Consider the following 20,785-nt stretch of genomic DNA (forward strand, 5'->3'; position numbering starts at 1 on the left):
CGGTGCGGTGGGGACTTTCTCAGGCCTCCGTGTGGCCCAGCAGCGGCCGCGGCACGAACCGGGCCGCCGGGTCGAGCATCGTGCCCAGTTCGAGCACGACGAGTTCGTTGCCGCCCGGGCGGACCACCGGGCCCGGCACGTACAGCGTCCGCTGCGGCCCGCGCCGCCAGTAGCGGCCGAGGCCGAACCCGTTGAACCACACCAGGCCCTTGCCCCAGCCCCCGGTGTCGAGGAACAGGTCCGTGGACGCGGCGGCGTCGACCTCGGCGCGCAGCAGCACCGGACCGGCGATCGGGCCATCCACAGTGGACGTGGTGACCGGCGTCGGCAGCGCGTCGAGGTCGAGCGGCAGCACGTCCCAGCCGGCCAGCGGCTCGCCGTCGAGCGAAGCACCGCCGATGACGCCCTTAGCCTCGCCGATCCGCGGGCCGTAGTCGACGCGGCCCTGGTCCTCCACCAGCACCAGCAGCTCACCCTCGGCCCGCGGCAGCGCGAGCGCGCGGTCGTGGTGATCGCGCTGCAGCGTGCCGACCGGGTCGCCGTCGAAGAACACCGTCGCGCGGTCGCGAACCTCGCCGAAGGCCAGCACCCCGGGCCGGTCGCCGCTGACGCGGGTGCGCAGCAGCGCGAGCCGCGGCATCGGGGTGAGCTCGTCGAAGGCGGGCAGCTGTTCGTGGAACTCCCAGGTGCCGAAGCGTTCCGGCGCGTCGAGCAGCCGGACCGGGTCGCGCAGCCGGGTGCTCGGTGTCGGCGCGTCCCGCTTCGGCGGCGGCACGGAGTCCGGCACCTTGTGGTAGCGCGCGATCACGTCCCGGAACGCGTGGTACTTCGGCGTCGGGTCGCCGGCCTCGTCCAGCGGCGCGTCGTAGTCGTAGGAGGTGACCAGCGGCTGGTAGACGCCCTTGTCGTTCGCGCCGTTGGTGAGCCCGAAGTTGGTGCCGCCGTGGAACATGTACAGGTTGACCGACGCGCCCGCCGCGAGCAGCGCGTCGAGCTCGGCCGCCGCGTCCGCGGCCGGCGTGGTGTGGTGGTGCGCGCCCCAGTGGTCGAACCAGCCGTTCCAGAACTCACCGCACATCAGCGGCCCGGTCGGCTGGTGCTCCCGCAGGATCTTCAGCCGGTCCGCGGCGGCCGACCCGAACGACGCCGTGCGGTGCAGGCCGTCGAGACTGCCCGCTTCGAGCATGTCCGGCTGGTCCACTGTGGTCAGCGGCACGGTGATGCCGGCCGCGCGCGTGTGCTCGGCCAGCGCCTTCAGGTAGCGCTTGTCGTCGCCGAACGCGCCGTACTCGTTCTCGACCTGGACCAGCAGCACCGGACCGTCGCGGTCGACCTGGTGCGGCACCACGACTTCGTAGACGCGCGAGAGGTAGCCGCGGACCGCGTCGAGGTACTTCGGCTCGTAGCGCCGGACGCCGACCGCCGGGTCGCGGAACAGCCACGCCGGCAGCCCGCCGTTGTCCCATTCCGCGCAGATGTACGGGCCGGGCCGGACGATCGCGTACATCCCGGCGTCGGCGATGAGCCGCAGGAAGCGGTCGAGGTCGAGCCCGCCGGTGAGGTCGAACTCGCCGGGCGACGGCGCGTGCGCGTTCCACGGCACGTACGTCTCGATGGTGTTCAGCCCCATCCGGCGGGCCTTGTCGATCCGGTCGGCCCACAGGTCCGGGTGCACGCGGAAGTAGTGCAGGGCACCGGAAAGGATCCGGAACGGCCGGCCGTCGAGCAGGAAGTCGGTCTCGCCGATGACGAACTCAGGCATGCGGGCTCACCCTGAGCACGGACCAGGAAAGGGGTGGCAGCGTCACGGTGATGGTGGTCCCTCCGGGGTCGGACGTCACGGCGGCGCCGGGTAGCGGCACCGGCCGGACCGGTTGGGCGGCGGCGGTGTTGACGGCGTGGCGCGTCGCCCCGCCGGGGATCGTCAGGGTTTCCGCGCCGTAGACGGCGAACCGCGCGCCGCGGAGTCGCAAGTGGATCTCGGTCGGCGTCGCCGTGGCCCGGTTGGTGAGGAACACCGCGCCACGCCCGGACTCCTCGAGCGTCGCGGCGACGTCGACCAGGTCGACTTCGCCGTACTGCGCGGTGCGAAGCCGCTCGCCCTCGACGTCCAGCCGCAGGCTCACACCGCGGGCCAGCGACGCGACGAGCCGGAACGGGTGGAACGTCGTCTGCCGCCACGCCGGGCCGCCGGGCTCGGTGCGGATCGGCGCGATGACGTTCACCAGCTGCGCCTGGTTCGCCATCGTGACGCGGTCGACGTTGCGCAGCAGGGAGCTCAGCAGCGAGCCGACGACGACCGCGTCGGTGACGGTGTAGTCGTCCTCGATGATCCGCGGGTGTTCCCGCCAGCCGCCCTCGGCGAGCCGTGCCTGGTCGACGGCGTTCCAGCGGCGCTGGTCCCAGACGTTCCACTCGTCGACGCTGATCCCGACCTCGTTCGCCAGACCCAGCTCGTCGATGATCCCGGCCGCGGTCGCGATGTAGGTGTCCAGTGCGGCCGCGCTCGCCAGGTAGCTCTCGGTGTCGCCGTGCAGCTCCTGGTAGTAGGCGTGCAGCGAGATGTGGTCGACCAGGCCCGCGGTGTGGCGCAGGACCGTTCGCTCCCATTCGCCGAACGTCGGCATCCCGGCGTTCGAGCTGCCGGCGACGACCAGTTCGACGTCCGGGTCGATCATCCGCAACACGCGCGCGGTTTCGGCGGCCAGGCGGCCGTACTCGTCGGCGGTCTTATGGCCGACCTGCCACGGGCCGTCCATCTCGTTGCCCAGGCACCACAGCTTGAAGCCGAACGGCTCCTCGGCGCCGTTCGCCCGCCGCCGGTCGCTCAGCTCCGTGCCACCCGCGTGGTTGCAGTACTCGAGGACGTCGGCGGCCTCCTGGATGCCGCGGGTGCCGAGGTTGACGGCGTACATCACCTCGGCGCCCGCGGCTTCGGCCCACGCGGCGAACTCGTGCAGGCCGAAGCGGTTGGACTCGACGCTGTGCCAGGCCGGGTCGAGCCGGACCGGGCGGTCGGGGCCGACGCCGTCCTCCCAGCGGTGCGCGGAGACGAAGTTGCCGCCGGGGTAGCGGAGCACGGTCGGCCCGAGCTCCCGGACCAGTTCCAGGACGTCGCCGCGAAAGCCGCGTTCGTCCGAAGTGGCGTGCCCGGGTTCGTACAGTCCCGTGTAGACACTCCGGCCCATGTGCTCGACGAACGAGCCGAAGAGGCGACGCGGGACCGGGCCGATCACCCGGCCCGCGTCACCTTCGATCCGGACGCTCATCCCGCGCTGACCGTGAAGCCCTGCTGGTTGCCGTAGTCGACCAGCGCCTGTTGCCAGGCCGCGAGCCCGGCTTCGAGCCCGGTGCCGTTCAGGTAGGCCTTGCCGACGGTGTCGCTGAAGACGCTGTTGGCGTAGGTCTGGTACGGCAGGTAGGTCCAGCCCTTGGCGACGTCCTTCGACGCCTGCGTCAGCACCTGGTTGATCTTCTGCCCGCCGAAGTACGGCACGGCCTCGTCGACGAACGCCGGCGAGGACAGGTCCGCCGTGGTGGCCGGGAAGCCGCCGCTCTCGATGAACGGCTTGACGCCGCCGCCGTGGTTGAGCCACCGCACGAACCCCGCGGCCAGCGCCGGGTTGGCGCTCTGCTTGAGCACGGACTGGGTGCTGCCGCCGTTCTCCGCGGTCACCGGATTGCCGTCGTAGGTCGGCATCGGCGCCACGGCCCACTTGCCGGCGCCGCCGGGCACCGAGGACTTGAAGTTGCCGGGCATCCAGGCGCCGGTGACCAGGGACGAGATGGTGCCGTCACCGAGCGCGCGGAACCAGTCGTCGGACCACTCCTTGACCGGGGCCAGCAGCTTGCCCTGGATCAGCTGGTCCCAGGTCGAGGTCCACTTCTTGGTGCCGGGGTCGGCGAAGTCGATCTTCACGTTCCGGCCGTCGGCGCTGAACGGGCGTCCGCCGGCCTGCCAGATCATGCTGAGCGCGAACCCGGGGTCGCCGGTGTCGGAGGTGATGTACTTCGTCGGGTCGGCCGCGTGCAGCTTCTTGGCCGCGGCGAGGTACTCGTCCCAGGTCTTCGGCACCGCGATGGCGTTCTTGTCGAAGACTTCCTTGTTGTAGAACAACGCCATCGGGCCGGAGTCCTGCGGCAGGCCGTAGACGCCGTTGGCGCTCTTGACCTGGGCCCACGTGGAGGCGCTGTAGTCCTTTTCGAACGAGCCGAAGCCGAACTGGTTCAGGTCCGCCAGCGCGTCGGTGAGCGCGAACTGCGGAAGGGCGTAGTACTCGATCTGCGCGACGTCCGGCGCGCCGGAGCCGGCCTTGATCGCGTTCTGCAGCTTGGTGTACTCGTCCTTGTTCGTCCCGGCGTTGACGTAGTTCACGTGAACATTCGGGTATTCCTTCTGGAACGCGGCGACCTGGTCCTTGGCGCTCGGGGTCCAGCTCCAGTAGGTGATGGTCCCGCCCGCCTTGAGCGCGGCGTCGACCGAGTCCTGGGTGCCGGTGGCGGCGGCGGGCCCGGACGGGCTCCCGGACGAGCAGCCGACCGCGAGGGCGGCGGCGAGCGCCACGGCGAAGAACGCCTTGGCGCGACTGCGGATGCGTGACATCGAGTGTCCCTTCACGACGGTGTGACGGCTTATTGCTTGACGCTCCCGGCGCTCAGCCCGGACTGCCAGAACCGTTGCATGAGCAGGAAAGCGAGGACGAGGGGGATGATGGTGAGCAGCGAGCCGGTGAGCACCAGGTTGAAGATCGGCTGGGCGCCGGCGCCGTTCGCCTGGGCGCTCCACTGGTTGAGCCCGACGGTCAGCGGGTACCACTTGGGCTCGCTGAGCATGATCAGCGGCAGGAAGTAGTTGTTCCAGGTCTGCACCATGGTGAACAGCGCGACCGTCACGATCCCGGGCACGAGCTGGCGCAGCGTCACGGTGAAGAAGATCCGCAGCTCCCCCGCGCCGTCGATCCGCGCGGCCTCCAGGAGCTCGTCGGGGATGGCGTCGGCGGCGTAGACCCAGATCAGGTAGAGCCCGAACGGGCTGATCAGCGACGGGATGATGATCGCCAGCGGCGTGTTGGTCAGCCCGAGCTTGCTGAACATCAGGAACGTCGGCACGGCCAGCGCGGTGGCGGGCACGGCCACCGCGCCCAGCACGACGGCGAACACCGCGCGGCGGCCGGGGAACCGGTACTTGGCCAGGCCGTAGCCCGCCGCGGTGGCGAGGACCGTCGCACCGCCGGCGCCGACCACGACGTAGAGCAGCGTGTTGCCCAGCCAGCGGAAGAAGATCCCGCCGTTGTACGTGAAGGTCTGCGCGATGTTGTCGAACAACGCGAACGAGTCACCGAAGGACAGGCCGGAACTCGAGAACAGCGCGGGCTGGGTCTTGGTCGCGTTGATCACCAGCCACACCAGGGGAACCAGCGTGTAGAGCAGGTACAGCGCCATGAAGGCGGTGAGGGTGCGCGACTTGCGGGGCCGCGTCAGCGAGAAGGTCGCCACGTCACATCCCCTTCCGGGCGCCGCGCAGCTGCACGACGTAGGCGATGACCGCGGTGATCACGCCCATCACGATGGCGACGGCGGCGGAGTAGTTGTACTGCTGGCCGCCGAAGGAGAGGTTGTAGGCGTACATGTTCGGCGTGTAGAAGGTGCCGATCACGTTGGGCACCAGGTTGCGCATGATGTTCGGCTCGTTGAACAGCTGGAAGCTGCCGATGATCGAGAAGATCGTCGCGATCACGATGGCGCCCCGGATCGCGGGGAGCTTGACGGAGACGATCGTGCGGAACGCGCCCGCGCCGTCGATCGAGGCCGCCTCGAACAGCTCCTTGGGGATCACCTTCAGCGCGGAGTAGAAGATGAGCATGTTGTAGCCGACGAACTCCCACGTGACGACGTTGCCGATCGAGGTGAGCAGCCAGTTCTCCGAGAGCGGCTTGACCGCGTCGGTGCCGAGCAGGTGGTTCAGGTCGGCCGCGAGCCCGAAGTGGTCGCCGTAGATGAAGCCCCACATGAGCGCGGCGACGACGGCGGGCACGGCGTAGGGCAGGAAGATCACGATCCGGAAGAACCCGGCGGCGTGCAGCCGGGCGCTGTCGATGGCCAGCGCGGCGATCAGCGCGAGGACCAGCATGATCGGCACCTGCACGACGAGGAACACGAGCACGCGCCGGAACGACTCCCAGAACTTCGGGTCGGCCAGCACCTGCGTGTAGTTGTCCGCGCCGACGAACACTGTGCCGCCGAAGAAGGCCTGGTCGCGGAAGAGGCTGAGCACGAACGCGTAGACCACCGGCGCGATGAAGGTCAGCGCGAAGACCAGCACGAACGGGGCGACGAAGAGCCAGCCGCGCCACTGCCGCCGCTTCCGGCGTGCCGGGGCCGCGGGCCGTCGGGGCGGCGCCGGGACCGGCGGTGCCGCTGTGGACGTCATCGTCCCTCCGGTGGTTCGCGTGGATGTTTACGTCAACATGGACGGTCGGAGGGTAACGTGTTGACGTAAACATGTCCAGGACACTTCGAGGAGCACCCGTGCCGGCAGCAGTCCCCCGTCGTGGTCCGTCGATGGCGGACGTGGCCCGCGAAGCCGGCGTGTCGGGCCAGACGGTGTCGCGCGTGGCGAACGGCAAGACCAACGTGGACGACGCGACGCGCGAGCGCGTCCTGGCCGCGATGCGCCGGGTCGGCTACCGCCCGAACAGCGCGGCCCGCGCGCTGCGCAACGGCAAGTTCCGCAGCATCGGCGTGATCATCTCGGCGCTCCCGACGTTCGGCAACAGCCGCACCCTCGACGCGATCGCGGCGGCGGTCGTCCCGGAGGGGTTCTCGATCATCCTGATGCCGGTGACGCGCCCGACGCAGGGCGAAGTCGCGGGCGCGTTCAGCAAGCTGAACGAGCAGGCGGTCGACGGCGTGATCATCCTGATCGAGCAGCACCAGCTCGACCAGAGCGAAATCGAGCTGCCGCACGGGCTTCCGGTGGTGGTGATCGACTCGAGCGCGCGGTACGACTACCCGGTGGTGGACACCGACCAGGCGGACGGCGCGGCGACGGCGACCCGGCACCTGCTTTCCCTGGGACACAAGACGGTGTGGCACATCGCGGGACCACCACAGTCCTATTCGGCCGAACGACGCCGGAAGTCGTGGCAGGCCACCTTGGAGTCCGCCGGGGCGCCGGTCCCCCCGGTGTTCACCGGCGACTGGTCCCCGGCTTCGGGCTACCAGGCGGGTTCGGCGCTGGCCGCCGACCCGGCGGTGACGGCGGTGTTCGTGGCGAACGACCAGATGGCACTGGGCCTGCTGCGCGCGTTGCACGAGGCGGGCCGCCGGGTGCCGGCGGAGGTGAGCGTGGTGGGTTTCGACGACATGGAGGAGTCGGCCTGCTTCTGGCCCCCGCTGACGACGATCCGCCAGTCGTTCGAAGCAGTGGGCCGGCACGCGGTTTCGGCCCTGCTGGCGGAAATCGAGACGGGCGCGGAGGCCGGCGAGCCGGTGACGGTGCCGACGGAGCTGATCCTCCGTTCGAGCACGGCACCCCCACCCGCCTGACCAGCCACCCCACGGGGCATCACCCGTGTCTGGAGAGGCATCACCTGTGATTGGAGGGGCATCGCGCTGATGCCCTCTCAATCACGCGTGATGCCCGTGCAATCACGCTCGATGCCCCTTCGCGCACGGTGACCGCGCCGGGCTTGTCCGAAGTTCTCGTTTCGGCGTGCGGGTGCCGGGGCATTACTGGCCACCAAGCCGGTTCCCCCGGTACCGCGAACGTCGCAGTGGTGTGGACCATTCGGCCCACCGCCGCAGAAACGAGGCGTCATGCTCGCCATTCTCGCCGCCGTGCTCTTCGGGCTCGCGCTCCTGATGGAGCTGGCCGGGTTCGGGCTCGGCTCCGTCGTCACCACCGGCACCCTCACCACCGCCGGGCTGTTGTGCGTTGCCCTGCACCTGGCGGGTGTCGCCACCGACCGGTCGCGGTTCAGCCGGCGGCGGCGTCGCTAGCCCGGCGCAGCACCTGGGTGAACACCTCGGGCGACTGGGCGCCCGCGACGCCGAACCGCGAGTCGAGCACGAAGAACGGGACCCCGGTCGCGCCCAGCGTCCGGGCCTGTTCGCCGTCCGCCTCGACGTCGGATTCGTAGGCGTCCGACTCGAGCACCGCGCGGGCTTCCGCCGCGTCGAGGCCGGCTTCGGCGGCCAGCTCGACCAGCGAGTCGCGGTCGAACAGCGAGCGCTTCTCGGTGAAGTGCGCGCGGTAGAAGCGTTCGACGACCTCGTCGGCCAGCCCGCGCTCCGCGGCCAGGTGCACCAGGCGGTGGCCGTCGACGGTGTTGCCCATGTGCACGCCCACCAGGTTGTACTCGAGCCCGTCGGCCGCGGCGAGCTCGGCGACGTGGGCGTCCATCGCGTCGGCTTCTTCCAGCGTCCGGCCGTACTTCTCGGCCAGCACCTCGCGCACCGGCCGGGACGTCCCGCGCGGGAACGACGGGTCGAGCTGGAACGAGTGGTGCACGACCTCGACGGCCACCCCGAGCTCGGCCACCGCCCGCTCGAAGCGGCGTTTGCCGAGATAGCACCAGGGACAGACGAGATCGGACCAGATGTCTACGCGCACGCACCCAAGCTAACCGACCGGGCGCCGCGCACTTCAAGGTAACCGACGCCCACCTGCGCACTAGGGTGGCGCGGTGACCGTCTCGACCGACGACATCGCCAAGCACGCGGCCCGGCTGCTGTTCGCCGGGACCCGCCTCGACCTCGGCCGGATGGCGGCCGAGCTCGGCATCTCGCGCACCACCTTCTTCCGCCGCGCCGGCAACCGCGACGACGTCATGGGCGCCGGGCTGCGGCTGCTGTCCGACCGCACCTGGCAGCGGGCGCTCGCGCACTGGCGGGCCGAGCACGGTGACGCGGTCCGCACGCCCGGCGGCCGGCTGCGCTGCCTCGCGGTCATGGAGGAGTACCGCCGCGAAGTCGCCGACAACGCCGGCCTGCGCAAGCTGATCGAGGCGGAGTCGACGGTGGCGCTGCGCGTGCTGACCGACCCGCGCGGCGCGGTCCAGCCCGCCCTGGTCGACGCGCACGTCGAGCTGTTCCGCGAGGACGCCGACGCGGCCGGGCTGACCCCGCTGGTCGGCCTGCCGGACCTGGCCTTCGCCGTCGTCCGGCTCGGCGAGTCGTTCCTGTACGCCGACGTCCTGGCCGCCCGCACCGTGGACCTGACCGTCGCGACGACGTTGCTCGACACCTTGGTCGGCGGCGCCATGGAGCCGTCCGCACGCTGAGCAAGCGCACAGTAAGTCAGCTGCTCACCCGTTCGGCCGATGTGGAACATTTCGCCGAGGTGTTTCATAAGCGACGGGAAAGCGTTACCCCGCATCCCGCACGCGGCACGTCTCTTCGTTGCCGTGCAATGGTTTCATCGGTCTGCCCGTCCGTTTCCGGGCCGCTTTCGCCTGCCCGGGGAAAGAGAGCGATCCATGTCCGCACTCACCAGCCCGCCGACGTCGTCGTGCTCGGGTGAGGAAATTTCCCGCCGACGCGGCTGGCGCGCCAAGGCCGCCGGCGTCGTCCTGGCCGCCCTGACGCTGACCGCCGGCGTCACCGCGCCGGCCCCGGCCGCCGACAACCCGTACGAACGCGGCCCCGACCCGACCAACGCCAGCATCGAGGCCGCTCGCGGCTCCTTCGCGACCAGCACCGCCACCGTGTCGCGGCTGGCCGTGTCCGGCTTCGGCGGCGGCACCATCTACTACCCGACGGCCACGACCGCCGGGACGTTCGGCGCGATCGCGATCGCCCCCGGCTTCACCGCGCTGCAGTCGAGCATCTCCTGGCTGGGCCCGCGGCTGGCGTCACAGGGCTTCGTGATCTTCACGATCGACACGCTGACCACGAGCGACCAGCCCGACAGCCGGGGCCGGCAGCTGCTCTCCGCCCTGGACTACCTGACCCAGCAGAGCTCGGTGCGCTCGCGCATCGACACGAGCCGGCTCGGCGTCATGGGGCACTCGATGGGCGGCGGCGGCACCCTGGAAGCGGCGCGCTCGCGGCCGTCGCTGCAGGCCGCGATCCCGTTGACCGCATGGAACCTGACGAAGAACTGGTCGTCGCTGCGCGTGCCGACCCTGGTCGTGGGCGCGCAGTCGGACACCGTCGCGCCGGTGGCCTCGCACTCGATCCCGTTCTACACGAGCCTGCCGTCCTCTTTGGACAAGGCGTACCTCGAGCTGCGCGGCGCCAGCCACTTCGCGCCGAACTCGTCGAACACGACGATCGCGAAGTACGCGCTGTCCTGGCTCAAGCGGTTCGTCGACAACGACACCCGCTACGAGCAGTTCCTCTGCCCGATCCCGAGCACCAGCCTGTCCATTTCGGACTACCGGGGCAACTGCCCGCACACGAGCTGAGCTCACAGCGTGACGGTGACCTTCCCCTTGGCGTGCCCGGCTTCCTGGTACGCGATCGCCGCACGCAGATCGTCGAACGGGTAGCTCCGGTCGAGCACCGGCGTGAGCTGGCCGCGTTCGCCCAGCGCGGCCAGCTCACCCAGCACGGCCTGCTTGTCCGGGCAGCCCACCGCGTCCGCGAGCACCGCCCGCCGCCGCACGAGCGGACCGGCGGCCAGTGCGGCGAACGCGTGCCCGGCCGGCTGCAGCCACCGCCCGGCCCTCCCCCCGACCGCCACGAACGTGCCGGCCCGGTCCAGCACCCGGCGGCAGGCGAAGAGCGAACGCCCCGCGATGTCCAGCACGAAGTCGTAGCGGCGGCCGCTTCGCGTGAAGTCTTCCGCCCGGTAGTCGGTCACCTCGGCCGCGCCGAGCGAGCGCACGAGGTCGACGTTCCCCGTGCCGCACACCGCGTCGACCCGCGCGCCGAGCGCCTTCGCCAGCTGGACGGCGAACGTGCCGACACCGCCGGAAGCGCCGTTGACCAGGACGCGCCGGCCGGCCTCGACCCCGCGCAGGGCGAGCCGCGCGGTGACCGCGGCCATCGGCATCGCCGCCGCCTGCTCGTGGGTGAAACCGGCCGGCATCGGCGCCAGCAGGTCTTCCCGCACGCAGACGAACTCGGCGTACGCGCCTCGCGGCAGCAGCGCGTAGACGTCGTCGCCCGGCGCGAACCGCGCGCCGGCCGTCTCGACCCGGCCGGCCAGGTCGCAGCCGAGGATGCCGACCGGTGGCCGGCGCAGGCCGAAGCCGCCGGTCATCAGCCGCGCGACGTACGGCTCGCCTCTCATGAAGTGCCAGTCGTACGGGTTGACCGACGTGGCCCGCACCCGCACCAGCACCTCGCCGTCGGCGGGCACCGGATCGGGAACGCCCTCGAAGGTCAGGCTGTCCGGCGGGCCGTACACGTGCTGGACCAGGGCTTTCATGGCGTCTCCCAGATTCTTACGATGTAAGTCTTACGTCGTAAGGTACGCCGTACACCGTAAGGCCGTCAACGGGCCTTACCTTGTACGATCTTGGGGTGACGACGGAGGCGCGAATCCCGCTGAGCCGCGAGCGCGTGCTGCGCGCGGCGGTCGGGCTGGCCGACGAGCACGGCCTGCGCGCGGTGACGATGCGCCGGCTCGCGGAGGAGCTCGGCGCCGAAGCGATGTCGCTCTACTACCACGTGGCGAAGAAGGAAGACGTGCTCGACGGGATCGTCGAGGTCGTGGCCGAGGAGATCAACGAGGCCGTCGCGCGGGTCGAGGTCTCCGGTGGCTGGCAGCGGGCGGTCCGGCAGCGGATCCTCACCGCACGCGAGGTGTTCCTGCGGCACCGCTGGGCGCCGGCGTTGTTCGAGGCGCGCTCCTCGACCAGCCTGGCGGTGCTGCGGCACTACGACACGCTGGTCGGCCTGATGCGCGATGGCGGGTTCTCGCACGACCAGATCCACCACGCGCTGCACGCGCTGGGCAGCCGCGCGCTGGGCTTCAGCCAGGAGCTGTTCGACCCGGGCTCGGACGCGTCGGCGGAGGTCCCGCCGGAGCTGGCCGCGCAGCTGCCGAACCTGGTGGGCATGCTGAGCGAGATCGCCCACGACGACCCGGACTCGACGCTGGGCTGGTGCGACGACCAGACGGAGTTCGAATTCGGCCTGGACCTCATTCTCGACGGGCTCGACCGGCTGCGCTAACGGCCCTGAGCCGGTCCAGCAGGTGGAACACCGGCCGCGAGCGGGCAAAATCGGCGGTGTGTCGCGACCACTGCGGAAGCTCGGCTTCCTGACCATCGGCCTGTTCGACCCCGCCGACCCGCGGCGCGGGCACGAGTCGACCCTCGGGATCATCGAGCTCGGTGAGCAGCTGGGGTTCGACAGCGCCTGGGTGCGGCACCGGCACCTGCAGCACGGCATCTCCTCGCCCGTCGCCGTGCTCGCCGCCGCGTCCCAGCGCACCAGCCGGATCGACCTCGGGACCGCCGTCATCCCGCTCGGCTGGGAGAACCCGCTGCGGCTCGCCGAGGACCTCGCCACCGTCGACCTGCTCTCCGGCGGCCGGCTCAACCCCGGGATCAGCGTCGGGCCGCCGATGCGCTTCGACGAGGTCAAGCGCGCCCTCTACCCGGACACGTCCGACGTCGAGGACTTCTCCTACGAGCGCGTGCGGCGGCTGCTGGGCTTCGTGCGTGGCGAGCCGGCCACCGGCTTCAGCGGGACCGAAGGCTTCGAGGTCTTCTCCGACCGCGTCCAGCCGCAGTCGCCCGGGCTCGGCGAGCGCCTCTGGTACGGCGGGGCGAGCCTGCGCTCGGCCGAGTGGGCCGGCAAGCACGGGATGAACTTCCTGACCAGCAGCGTCGTCAAGGCCGAAGGCGAGAGCACCGACTTCGCCGAAATCCAGCTGTCGCACGTCCGGACGTTCCGCGAGCACCACCCCGCCGGCCGCGTCTCCCAGGGGCTGGTCGTCATCCCGACCGACCGCGCGACACCCGAGCAGCGCGCGAAGTACCAGGCCTACGCCGAAAAACGACTGCCTCGCACGGCGGCGCCCCAGGGCCCGGCGCGGATGTTGTTCTCGCGTGACTACGTGGGCACGTCGGCCGAGATCGCCGAACAGCTCCACGCGCACGCGGCGTTCCGCGAGATCGACGAGGTGGCTTTCGCCCTGCCGTTCACCTTCGAGCACGAAGACTACGTGCAGATCCTCACCGACATCGCGGAACGCCTCGGCCCGCTTCTGGGACGCTGACCTACTTGTTGGTGCCCGGGGTCAGCACCTTGTCGATCACGAAGACCGTGGCGTTCTTCGTGGGGATGTTGCCGCACAGGATCTTCGCGCCGTTGACGGTCATGTTCTCGCCCGAGCCCTCGATCTTCAGCGGGCCACCGGCGGTGTTCAGCGAGTCCAGCGTGCCGGCGGACTCGAGACCCTTGGCGTCGTAACGCTTGCCGACGACGTGGTACTGCAGGATCGGCGCCAGCTCGGCCGGCTTACCCGCCAGCTCGTTGAACTTCGCGTCGCCCAGCGCGGCGAACGCCGGGTCGGCCGGGGCGAACACCGTGATGGCCGGCTGGCTGTTGAGCGTGTCGACCAGGTTGGTGGCCTTCACCGCCGCGACCAGCTTGGTCAGCAGCGGGTTCGTCGACGCGGCCGAGGCGACCGGCTGCGGGCCCATCGAGTCGAGAGAGCCGGGCGCGGAGCCCTGCGGCAGCTGGCTGCACGCGGGCCCGAAGACGTCGGCGTTCGTGGTCATCCCGTCACCGCCGGCGGCGGCGCTGGACGACGGCGCGGCCATCGACGAGGACGGGGCCATCGAGCTGCTGGAGCTGCCCGAAGAAGCGGTGTCGCTGCCACTGCACGCGGTCAGCGAAAGCGCGGCGACGGCGGCGACGCCGATTCCGGCGACACGAAGCTTGGTCACGAAAATCACTCCAAAAAAGCGGCTTTGAACTTCTTCTTGACGGTCATTCGAGGCTGCCCCGGAAACGGATTGGCACCCGATCGAGTGATCCAGGTCACTGGGCCGTGAAATTGATGCTGTGCCATCCGGTGGCGCCGTCGGGAACGGTTCCCGCGCGCTCGTCGGTCTGCGTGTACCCGCTTTTGTCGGTCGCGCGGCAGACGACCTGGTGGCCGCCCGGCGTGGCGTCGAACTCGACCCACCACATGCGCCACGTGTCGAGGTTGACTTGCCGGGACAGCATGGCTTCACGCCACTCGCCGTTGTCGACACGCACTTCGACCCGCTCGATCCCGGTGTGCTGCGCCCACGCGATCCCGGCGACGCGTACCTTCCCCGAAGGAACGGTTTCGAAACCCCTCGGCGTGTCGATTCTCGATTCCGTCTTGATCGGCGCTTCACGACCCCAGCCGCGTTTCAGCCAATACGCCTGACGTGCCTGCCAGGTCGTCACCTCGAGCTCGGTCACCCATTTCGTCGCCGACACGTAGCCGTACAACCCGGGAATCACCAGGCGGGCCGGAAAACCGTGCTCGATCGGCAGGGGTTCGCCGTTCATCCCGATGGCCAGCATGGCGCCGCGGCCGCGGTCCATCGCCGCGGCGACCGGGCTGCCGGACGTCCAGCCGTCGACGCTGGTCGAGTAGAGCTGCTCCGCGCCGGGGCGGACACCGGCCTCGTCAAGCAGGTCCGCGAGGTCGACGCCGATGAAGTTCGCCGTCGAGACGTAGGTGCCGCCGACCTCGTTGGACACGCACGTCATCGTGATGGTGCGCTCGACCAGCGGCCGGTTGCGGATATCGCCGTAGCCGTAGCGGATTTCGCGGTCGACCATGCCGTGCAGCCGCAGGCTCCAGTCCTCGGTCCGCACCTGCGGGACGGACAACGCGGTGTCCACGCGGTAGAAGTCGGCGTTGCGCGTGACGAACGCCGGCGTGCCGAGCTTCGCGAAGTCGGCGTCGGCCGGGATCACCGGCGCGGTCCGGACCGGGACCAGCCGCCCGACCGCGGCCCGCGACGACGCCGCGTCCCGGCTGCCGGCGACCAGCTGCCCACCGGCGCCGGCCAGCCCGGCGCCGACGACCACGCCCGCCCCGGCCAGCAGCACCGTCCGGCGCGAGGTCCCGGCCGCGACCGCCGGCGCGGCTTCCCGCCGGGCCAGCCGGTGCAGGAAGCCGAACACCGCGACCCCGGCGACCAGGCTCGCCAGCGGGGCGAGCAGGGCGAGCGCGTCGAGGTCGGGCCGCGCGTACACCGCGACCAGGCCGACCAGGCCGAACCCGGTGACCACGACGAGCCCCGGCCACGGCGTGCGGCGTGAAAGGAGTCCCGCCACCGCCGCCACGGCCACCATGACCACGGCCATCCCGGACAGCAGCACGAGCTTGTCGTACGTGCCGAAGGTGCGGACCGCGAAGTCCTTGAGCTCCACCGGGGTCAGGTCGATGGCGCCGTTGCCGACCGCGAGGTACGGCGACGCGTTGACGCCGACGAACCCGGCGACCAGGTGCCCCGCCGCGAGGGCCGCCGCGAGCGCGAGGACGCCCAGCGCCGCGGCCACCCACCGGCGGAGCCGGGAGTCCGTCGCCGCGGGTTCGGCCGTTGAGGTGCTCATCGCAGTCCTGTCTTCTCACGTAAGCGAAATCCGGCTGACCGCCGGCGTGGTCGGGCCGGCCGAGCCACCCGCGGGCTCGACGGTGATCCCGATCCGGTCGGTGCCCGGCGGGAGGTCGGCCAGCATAGGCCGCATCTGCCCGGGCGCCTCCGGCTGCATCAGCCCGGCCGAGTGCGCGCCGTCCGGGCCGATCAGCCACACCTGGTAGGCGTGCGCCGCGTCGAGGGCGGGCAGGCCGGACGCGAGCAGGACGGCCTGGTTGCGGCTGCGGGACACCACGAGCGTCGCGGTGCCCTGGCCGACCCCCTGGACCGCCGACGCGTCCGGCGCGGAGAGCACCGAGTCGACCGGCCGCGCCACGGTGGTGCTCGTCTGCACGCCGACCGCGACCGCGAGCACGGCCGCCGCGGCCGCTCCGAAGAGCGCCGTGCGCAGCTGCCACGTCTTGGCGCGGCTCAGCTTGCGGGCCACGGGCACCTTCGGCGGCAGCTGACGGGTGCGGGCGACATCGGCGAGCACCAGCAGCCGCAGCTCCGGCGGCGGCGGCACGGTGTCGGCCGCGCCCAGCCGGGCCCCGGTCGCCCGCAGCTCGGCCACCTCCTGGCGGCACGCGGCGCACTCCCCGAGGTGCCGTTCGAACCCGGCACGCTCCACATCGGACACCGCGTCCAGTGCGTAGGCCCCGGTCAGCGTGTGCAGCTCGGCGGTCATCGATCCACCCCCAGGCAGTCACGCAGCCGGATCAGGCCGTCCCGGATGCGGGTCTTGACCGTGCCCGGCGCGACTTTCAGGACTTCGGCCACTTCCGGGTAGGTGTAGCCGTTGTAGTAGGCCAGCACGATCGACTCGCGCTGGAGATCGGTCAGCTGGGCGAGGCACTGGCGCACCCGCTGCTGGTCGAGGGTGGCGAGCGTGGACTCGGTGACCTCGTCAAACGGCCGCCGCACGTCCATCCGCCCGGCCCGTTCCTCCCGGTCGAGCCCGGCCTGGTGCGAGCGCACGCGGTCGACGGCCCGGCGGTGCGCGATCGTCAGCACCCACGACAGCGCGCTGCCGCGCTCCGGGACGTACCTCGTCGCCTTGCGCCACACCTCCACCAGCACCTCCTGCGCCACTTCCTCGGCCTGGGCGTGGTTGCGCAGCACGCGCGTCACCAGCCCGAGCACCGGAGGAGCAACGAGGTCGTACAGCGCCGCGAACGCGGTTTCGTCGCCCGCGGCGACCTGCCGGAGCAGGTCCTCGGCGCTCGCCGGTGGCGCCGGCGCGTCGTCCGGATGCAGCCGTAGCCGTCCACGCTCACCCATGCCCGGCACCCTCCACCTCACCCTGGTTGTGCGAGGCGTTCGCGGCCGCCGGGCGGCGCGGACTGGTGCGGGGTGGCGCTTCCCACCCGGACGGTGCAACTCTCGGCGTGGGACCCATCCGGGCGCCGGGTGGCTTCGAAAGCCTGGCGTCGAGTTCTGGGTGGCTCGCCCCACACCGGTTGATCGACTTCAAAAGTGTAGCGAGTTCACTTACTTAGCTACTTCACCCGACTGCTCACTGTGCGTGAGAAAGTGCCCGATCGGCCACGCCGACGGTGACTCCGGCCACTTCTTGATCACCCCAGAGTGTGAAAGTTTTTCGGAACGCTAGGCGTTGCACTCACCGTGGGTTATCCCTGGAACAAGACGAAGTTAACCGACGAGTAGCAAAGGGCGGTCCCCATGGCCGATCTGCACGGTGCGAGTCCCGAAGGCGCCAGTCCCGAGGGCACCGACCCGCACAGCATGACCAGCGCCCGCGTCGACTTCGCATTGCGCACCTTCGGCGCGGAGCCGCGGCCGGTGCCGGCCGAGCTCGAATACGACACCCGTGACCCCTACGCGGTCGCCGTGGTGCTGCACGCCGGCCCGGGCGCCGTCCGGTGGCTCTTCGGGCGCGACCTGCTCGCCGACGGCCTGCTCGCCCGCTGCGGCGACGGCGACGTCCGGATCGGCCCGGGCGCCGACCCCGCGCTGGTGGTCGTCGAGCTGACCTCGCCCGACGGCGCCGCGGTGCTCGAAGCGCCCGCGAAGGAGATCGCGGCGTTCCTCGACCGGACCTACGACGTCATCCCGGCCGGCGGCGAGAGCGGCTGGTTCGACTTCGACGAGGAGCTCGCCAAGCTGTCCTACCAGGACTGAGTACGTTCCCCGCGTGAGCTTCTTCCTGACCGAGGTCCTCGCCGCGCTCGACGAAGGCGGCGACCGGCCGCTGTTCCACGCCGGCGGCGTCACGACCTACCACCAGGCCCGCGACCGGCTGCGACGGCTGCACGGAGGCCTCGGCGACGGCGGAACCGTCGCCGTCGACCTGCGGAACCGGCCCGAGACCGTCCTCGTGCAGCTGGCCGCGCTGCTGCGGGGCGCGACCGTGGTGATGATCCCGGCTTCCGCGCCGACCCAGGACCGCTTCGCCGCCGCGAGGGGCGCCACCGTCGTCACCGACCGCCCGCAGGACTGGCCCGGCGCCGACCCGAGAACCCTCGCCGACCTCGACGGCGAACCCGAGCCACTCGACCTGCCCGCGCGGGTCGACCTCCGCTTCCCCACCGGCGGCACCACCGGCGCCCCGAAGCTCATCCGGCACAGCGGCATCTACGACGGCATGGCGCACATCTTCGCGCCGCACCCCGACGGCCCCGGCCGCACGCTGCTCGTCGCGCCGATGACGCACATGACCGGCAACGCCACCGTGCTCGGCGCCCTCCTGCGGCGCGACACCGTGGTCCTCCACGACGGTTTCGACGCGGGCGCCGTCCTCGACGCGATCCAGGCCCACCGCATCGACACGCTCTCGCTGACGCCACCCCGGCTGGCGGCGCTGCTCGACCACCCCCGGCGCCCGGAAACCGACCTCGGCAGCGTCCGCTCGCTTTCCCTCGGCGCCGCGCCGCTGCCCCCGCACCGGCTGGCCCAGGCCCTCGACGTCTTCGGCCCGGTCGTCGGCCAGGGCTACGGCCTCACCGAGGCCCCGATGATCGCGAGCATCTCCGCCGCCGAGCTGATCGGCCACCCCGGACGGCTGGGCTCGGTCGGCCGGATCGTGCCCGGCATGGAAGCCCGGATCACCGAAGCCGGCGAGATCGAGGTGCGCGGACTGTCCATGATGGACGGTTACGTCGGCGCGCCCGACGTCGGCGCCGGCTGGCTGCGCACCGGCGACCTCGGCCGCTTCGACGACGAGGGCTACCTCTACCTGCTCGACCGCGCCGACGACGTCGTCGTGGTCGGCGAGCACGGCACGAAGGTCCCCACGACGGCCGTCGAACACGCCCTCGAGACGCACCCCGCCGTCCGGAGCGCGGCGGTCTTCGGCCGCGGCGACCGGCTGCACGCCGTCGTCGTCGCCGAAGAGGTCACCGAAGACGAGCTGCAGGCCCACGCGCGAGCCACCTTCGGCCAGGAGCACTACGTCCCGGCGAAGGTGGACTTCGTCGACGCGCTCCCCCTCACCGAAGTCGGCAAGGTCGACAAGCGCGCGCTCAGCTCGTGACGGCGCCGTAGGACGACGACCGCACCAGCTTCGCGTACTTCCCCAGCACGCCCTCCGGGAACTTGTTCGGCAGCGGCTCCCAGCCTTCGCGGCGCCGCGCCAGCTCGGCCGCGTCGACCAGCAGGTCCATGCTTCGGCCCTTGATGTCGACGGCGATCCGGTCGCCGTCGCGGACGAACGCGATCGGCCCGCCGTCGACCGCCTCGGGCGCGACGTGGCCGATGCACAACCCCGTCGTGCCGCCGGAGAACCGGCCGTCGGTGAGCAGCAGGACGTCGTGGCCGAGCCCGGCGCCCTTGATCGCCGCGGTGATCGCGAGCATCTCACGCATGCCCGGCCCGCCCTTGGGGCCTTCGTAGCGGATGACGACGACGTCGCCGGCCTGGATCCGGCCGTCGTTCAGCGCCGTCATCGCCTCCTGCTCACGCTCGAACACGCGCGCCGGGCCTTCGAAGTTCGCGGTGTCGAAGCCCGCCGACTTCACGACCGCGCCTTCGGGGGCGAGCGAGCCGCGCAGGATGGTGATGCCGCCGGTCGGGTGCAGCGGGTTGTCCAGGCGCCGCAGGACCTCGCCGTCGATCGGGTCGGGGTCCAGCTCGGCGAGGTTCTCCGCGACGGTCCGGCCGGTGACGGTCAGCGCGCCGCCGTGGAGCAGGCCTTCGTCCAGGAGCGCCTTCATCAGCACCGGGATGCCGCCGTGGCGGTCGATGTCGTTCATGACGTACTTGCCGAACGGCTTCAGGTCGCCCAGGTGCGGGACGCGGTCGCCGACGCGGTTGAAGTCGTCCAGGGTCAGCTCGACCTTCGCCTCGTGCGCGATGGCCAGCAGGTGCAGCACGGCGTTGGTCGAACCGCCGAGCGCCATCACCACGGTGATCGCGTTCTCGAACGCTTCGCGCGTCAGGATGTCGCGCGCGGTGATGCCCTTTTCGAGCAGGCCCACCACGGCTTCGCCGGACAGGTGCGCGTAGTGGTCGCGGCGGCGGTCCGCGGACGGCGGCGCGGCCGACCCGGGCATGCTCATCCCCATGGCTTCGGCCGCCGACGCCATCGTGTTCGCGGTGTACATTCCGCCGCAGGCGCCTTCACCAGGGCAGATGGCGCGCTCGATGCGGTCCAGGTCGGCGTTCTTCAGCCGCCCGGCCCGGCACGCGCCGACCGCCTCGAAGGCGTCGATCAGCGTGACGTCCTTCTCGGTGCCGTCGGTCAGCTTCACCCAACCGGGCGCGATCGTGCCCGCGTAGAGGAACACCGACGCCAGGTCGAGGCGCGCGGCCGCCATCAGCATGCCGGGCAGGGACTTGTCGCAGCCGGCCAGCAGCACCGAGCCGTCGAGCCGCTCGGCCTGCATGACCGTCTCGACGGAGTCCGCGATGACCTCCCTCGACACGAGCGAGAAGTGCATGCCGTCGTGGCCCATGGAGATGCCGTCGGACACCGAGATCGTGCCGAACTGCAGCGGGTAGCCGCCGGCCGCGTGCACGCCTTCCTTCGACGCCTGCGCCAGCCTGTCCAGCGACAGGTTGCACGGCGTGATCTCGTTCCACGAGCTGGCGACGCCGATGATCGGCTTGCGCCAGTCACCGTCCCCCATCCCGACGGCACGCAGCATGCCGCGGGCGGGCGCGGCCTCGATGCCGTCGGTCACCGTGCGGCTGCGGGGTTTCGGATCGATCGTCATCGCGGGCCCTCCGATACGACGTTCGGACGCACTGCAGCCTACTCGGCCCGGCGCGGTCCGCTGGCCGGAACGATTCGCTTTCGG

General features: G+C 71.2%; 20 protein-coding genes. 8 read left to right on the plus strand and 12 right to left on the minus strand.

Features of this window, described 5'->3' with window-relative positions; genetic code table 11:
• Window positions 1–19 precede the first annotated feature (19 nt).
• Genes M8542_RS22795 through M8542_RS22815 form a run of 5 tightly spaced genes read right to left on the minus strand, consistent with a single transcriptional unit; the run spans window position 20 to window position 6,430 of the window.
• Window positions 20–1,762 carry a glycoside hydrolase family 35 protein gene (locus M8542_RS22795; RefSeq protein WP_257922238.1) on the minus strand — a complete coding sequence of 581 codons (1,743 nt, stop codon included), beginning with the start codon at window positions 1,760–1,762 and terminating at the stop codon, window positions 20–22.
• On the minus strand, window positions 1,755–3,269 hold the full coding sequence (locus M8542_RS22800; protein WP_257922239.1) for an alpha-N-arabinofuranosidase: 1,515 nt from the start codon (window positions 3,267–3,269) through the stop codon (window positions 1,755–1,757). Before M8542_RS22800 ends, M8542_RS22795 begins: the two co-directional genes overlap by 8 nt.
• Window positions 3,266–4,603 (minus strand): ABC transporter substrate-binding protein, encoded by a 1,338-nt coding sequence (locus M8542_RS22805; protein WP_257922240.1) that lies wholly within the window; start codon window positions 4,601–4,603, stop codon window positions 3,266–3,268. Before M8542_RS22805 ends, M8542_RS22800 begins: the two co-directional genes overlap by 4 nt.
• A 29-nt stretch (window positions 4,604–4,632) precedes the next feature.
• Window positions 4,633–5,496, minus strand: coding sequence for a carbohydrate ABC transporter permease (locus tag M8542_RS22810; protein ID WP_257922241.1), 864 nt, complete (start codon window positions 5,494–5,496; stop codon window positions 4,633–4,635).
• A gap of 1 nt (window position 5,497) precedes the next feature.
• Window positions 5,498–6,430 (minus strand): carbohydrate ABC transporter permease, encoded by a 933-nt coding sequence (locus M8542_RS22815; RefSeq protein WP_257922242.1) that lies wholly within the window; start codon window positions 6,428–6,430, stop codon window positions 5,498–5,500.
• A 131-nt stretch (window positions 6,431–6,561) separates the two neighbouring features.
• On the opposite strand from M8542_RS22815, the gene M8542_RS22820 reads away from it, so the two are divergent.
• Window positions 6,562–7,548 carry a LacI family DNA-binding transcriptional regulator gene (locus M8542_RS22820; protein ID WP_257922438.1) on the plus strand — a complete coding sequence of 329 codons (987 nt, stop codon included), beginning with the start codon at window positions 6,562–6,564 and terminating at the stop codon, window positions 7,546–7,548.
• 270 nt (window positions 7,549–7,818) lie between these two features.
• Entirely contained in the window at window positions 7,819–8,001 is a 183-nt protein-coding gene (locus M8542_RS22825) for a hypothetical protein (RefSeq protein WP_257922243.1), read from the plus strand.
• Here the strand turns inward: M8542_RS22825 and M8542_RS22830 are convergent.
• Window positions 7,979–8,602 (minus strand): DsbA family oxidoreductase, encoded by a 624-nt coding sequence (locus M8542_RS22830; protein WP_257922439.1) that lies wholly within the window; start codon window positions 8,600–8,602, stop codon window positions 7,979–7,981. The two genes, M8542_RS22825 and M8542_RS22830, sit on opposite strands and share 23 nt — an antisense overlap.
• A gap of 85 nt (window positions 8,603–8,687) precedes the next feature.
• Here M8542_RS22830 and M8542_RS22835 point away from each other — a divergent pair, with 85 nt between their 5' ends.
• Complete coding sequence (locus tag M8542_RS22835; protein ID WP_257922244.1) at window positions 8,688–9,284, plus strand: QsdR family transcriptional regulator; 597 nt, start codon at window positions 8,688–8,690, stop codon at window positions 9,282–9,284.
• Window positions 9,285–9,479: 195 nt separating this feature from the next.
• Complete coding sequence (gene bdeA / locus M8542_RS22840) at window positions 9,480–10,409, plus strand: bis(hydroxyethyl) terephthalate hydrolase (RefSeq protein ID WP_257922245.1); 930 nt, start codon at window positions 9,480–9,482, stop codon at window positions 10,407–10,409.
• Between the two features lie 2 nt (window positions 10,410–10,411).
• On the opposite strand, the gene M8542_RS22845 is transcribed toward bdeA, so the two are convergent.
• On the minus strand, window positions 10,412–11,377 hold the full coding sequence (locus tag M8542_RS22845; RefSeq protein WP_257922246.1) for an NAD(P)-dependent alcohol dehydrogenase: 966 nt from the start codon (window positions 11,375–11,377) through the stop codon (window positions 10,412–10,414).
• Window positions 11,378–11,472: 95 nt separating this feature from the next.
• Here M8542_RS22845 and M8542_RS22850 point away from each other — a divergent pair, with 95 nt between their 5' ends.
• Both M8542_RS22850 and M8542_RS22855 read left to right on the plus strand, forming a co-directional pair.
• Window positions 11,473–12,126 (plus strand): TetR/AcrR family transcriptional regulator C-terminal domain-containing protein, encoded by a 654-nt coding sequence (locus M8542_RS22850; RefSeq protein WP_257922247.1) that lies wholly within the window; start codon window positions 11,473–11,475, stop codon window positions 12,124–12,126.
• A 58-nt stretch (window positions 12,127–12,184) separates the two neighbouring features.
• Window positions 12,185–13,177 carry an LLM class flavin-dependent oxidoreductase gene (locus tag M8542_RS22855; RefSeq protein ID WP_257922248.1) on the plus strand — a complete coding sequence of 331 codons (993 nt, stop codon included), beginning with the start codon at window positions 12,185–12,187 and terminating at the stop codon, window positions 13,175–13,177.
• Window position 13,178: 1 nt separating this feature from the next.
• On the opposite strand, the gene M8542_RS22860 is transcribed toward M8542_RS22855, so the two are convergent.
• The 4 genes from M8542_RS22860 to sigK all read right to left on the minus strand — a co-directional run bounded on the left by M8542_RS22860 (window position 13,179) and on the right by sigK (window position 16,808).
• On the minus strand, window positions 13,179–13,850 hold the full coding sequence (locus tag M8542_RS22860) for a fasciclin domain-containing protein (protein WP_257922249.1): 672 nt from the start codon (window positions 13,848–13,850) through the stop codon (window positions 13,179–13,181).
• Between the two features lie 94 nt (window positions 13,851–13,944).
• Window positions 13,945–15,504: a molybdopterin-dependent oxidoreductase gene (locus M8542_RS22865; protein ID WP_257922250.1), complete on the minus strand. Its 1,560-nt coding sequence runs from the start codon at window positions 15,502–15,504 to the stop codon at window positions 13,945–13,947.
• 15 nt (window positions 15,505–15,519) lie between these two features.
• On the minus strand, window positions 15,520–16,215 hold the full coding sequence (locus M8542_RS22870; protein WP_257922251.1) for an anti-sigma factor: 696 nt from the start codon (window positions 16,213–16,215) through the stop codon (window positions 15,520–15,522).
• Complete coding sequence (gene sigK, locus M8542_RS22875; RefSeq protein WP_257922252.1) at window positions 16,212–16,808, minus strand: ECF RNA polymerase sigma factor SigK; 597 nt, start codon at window positions 16,806–16,808, stop codon at window positions 16,212–16,214. The genes M8542_RS22870 and sigK overlap by 4 nt, the downstream gene beginning before the upstream one ends.
• A gap of 465 nt (window positions 16,809–17,273) precedes the next feature.
• Between sigK and M8542_RS22880 the strand changes: the two genes are divergently transcribed.
• Together M8542_RS22880 and M8542_RS22885 are read left to right on the plus strand one after the other, a co-directional pair.
• A complete protein-coding gene (locus tag M8542_RS22880) occupies window positions 17,274–17,669 on the plus strand; it encodes an SsgA family sporulation/cell division regulator (RefSeq protein WP_257922440.1) in 396 nt (131 codons plus the stop codon).
• Window positions 17,670–17,682: 13 nt separating this feature from the next.
• On the plus strand, window positions 17,683–19,020 hold the full coding sequence (locus M8542_RS22885) for a class I adenylate-forming enzyme family protein (RefSeq protein WP_257922253.1): 1,338 nt from the start codon (window positions 17,683–17,685) through the stop codon (window positions 19,018–19,020).
• Here the strand turns inward: M8542_RS22885 and ilvD are convergent.
• The gene (ilvD, locus tag M8542_RS22890) at window positions 19,010–20,701 is read right to left on the minus strand and encodes a dihydroxy-acid dehydratase (protein ID WP_257922254.1); all 1,692 of its coding nucleotides are present in this window, start codon (window positions 20,699–20,701) and stop codon (window positions 19,010–19,012) included. The two genes, M8542_RS22885 and ilvD, sit on opposite strands and share 11 nt — an antisense overlap.
• Window positions 20,702–20,785: the final 84 nt, after the last annotated feature.

The sequence above is a fragment of the Amycolatopsis iheyensis genome, from assembly GCF_024703995.1.
Taxonomy (GTDB): Bacteria; Actinomycetota; Actinomycetes; order Mycobacteriales; family Pseudonocardiaceae; genus Amycolatopsis; species Amycolatopsis iheyensis.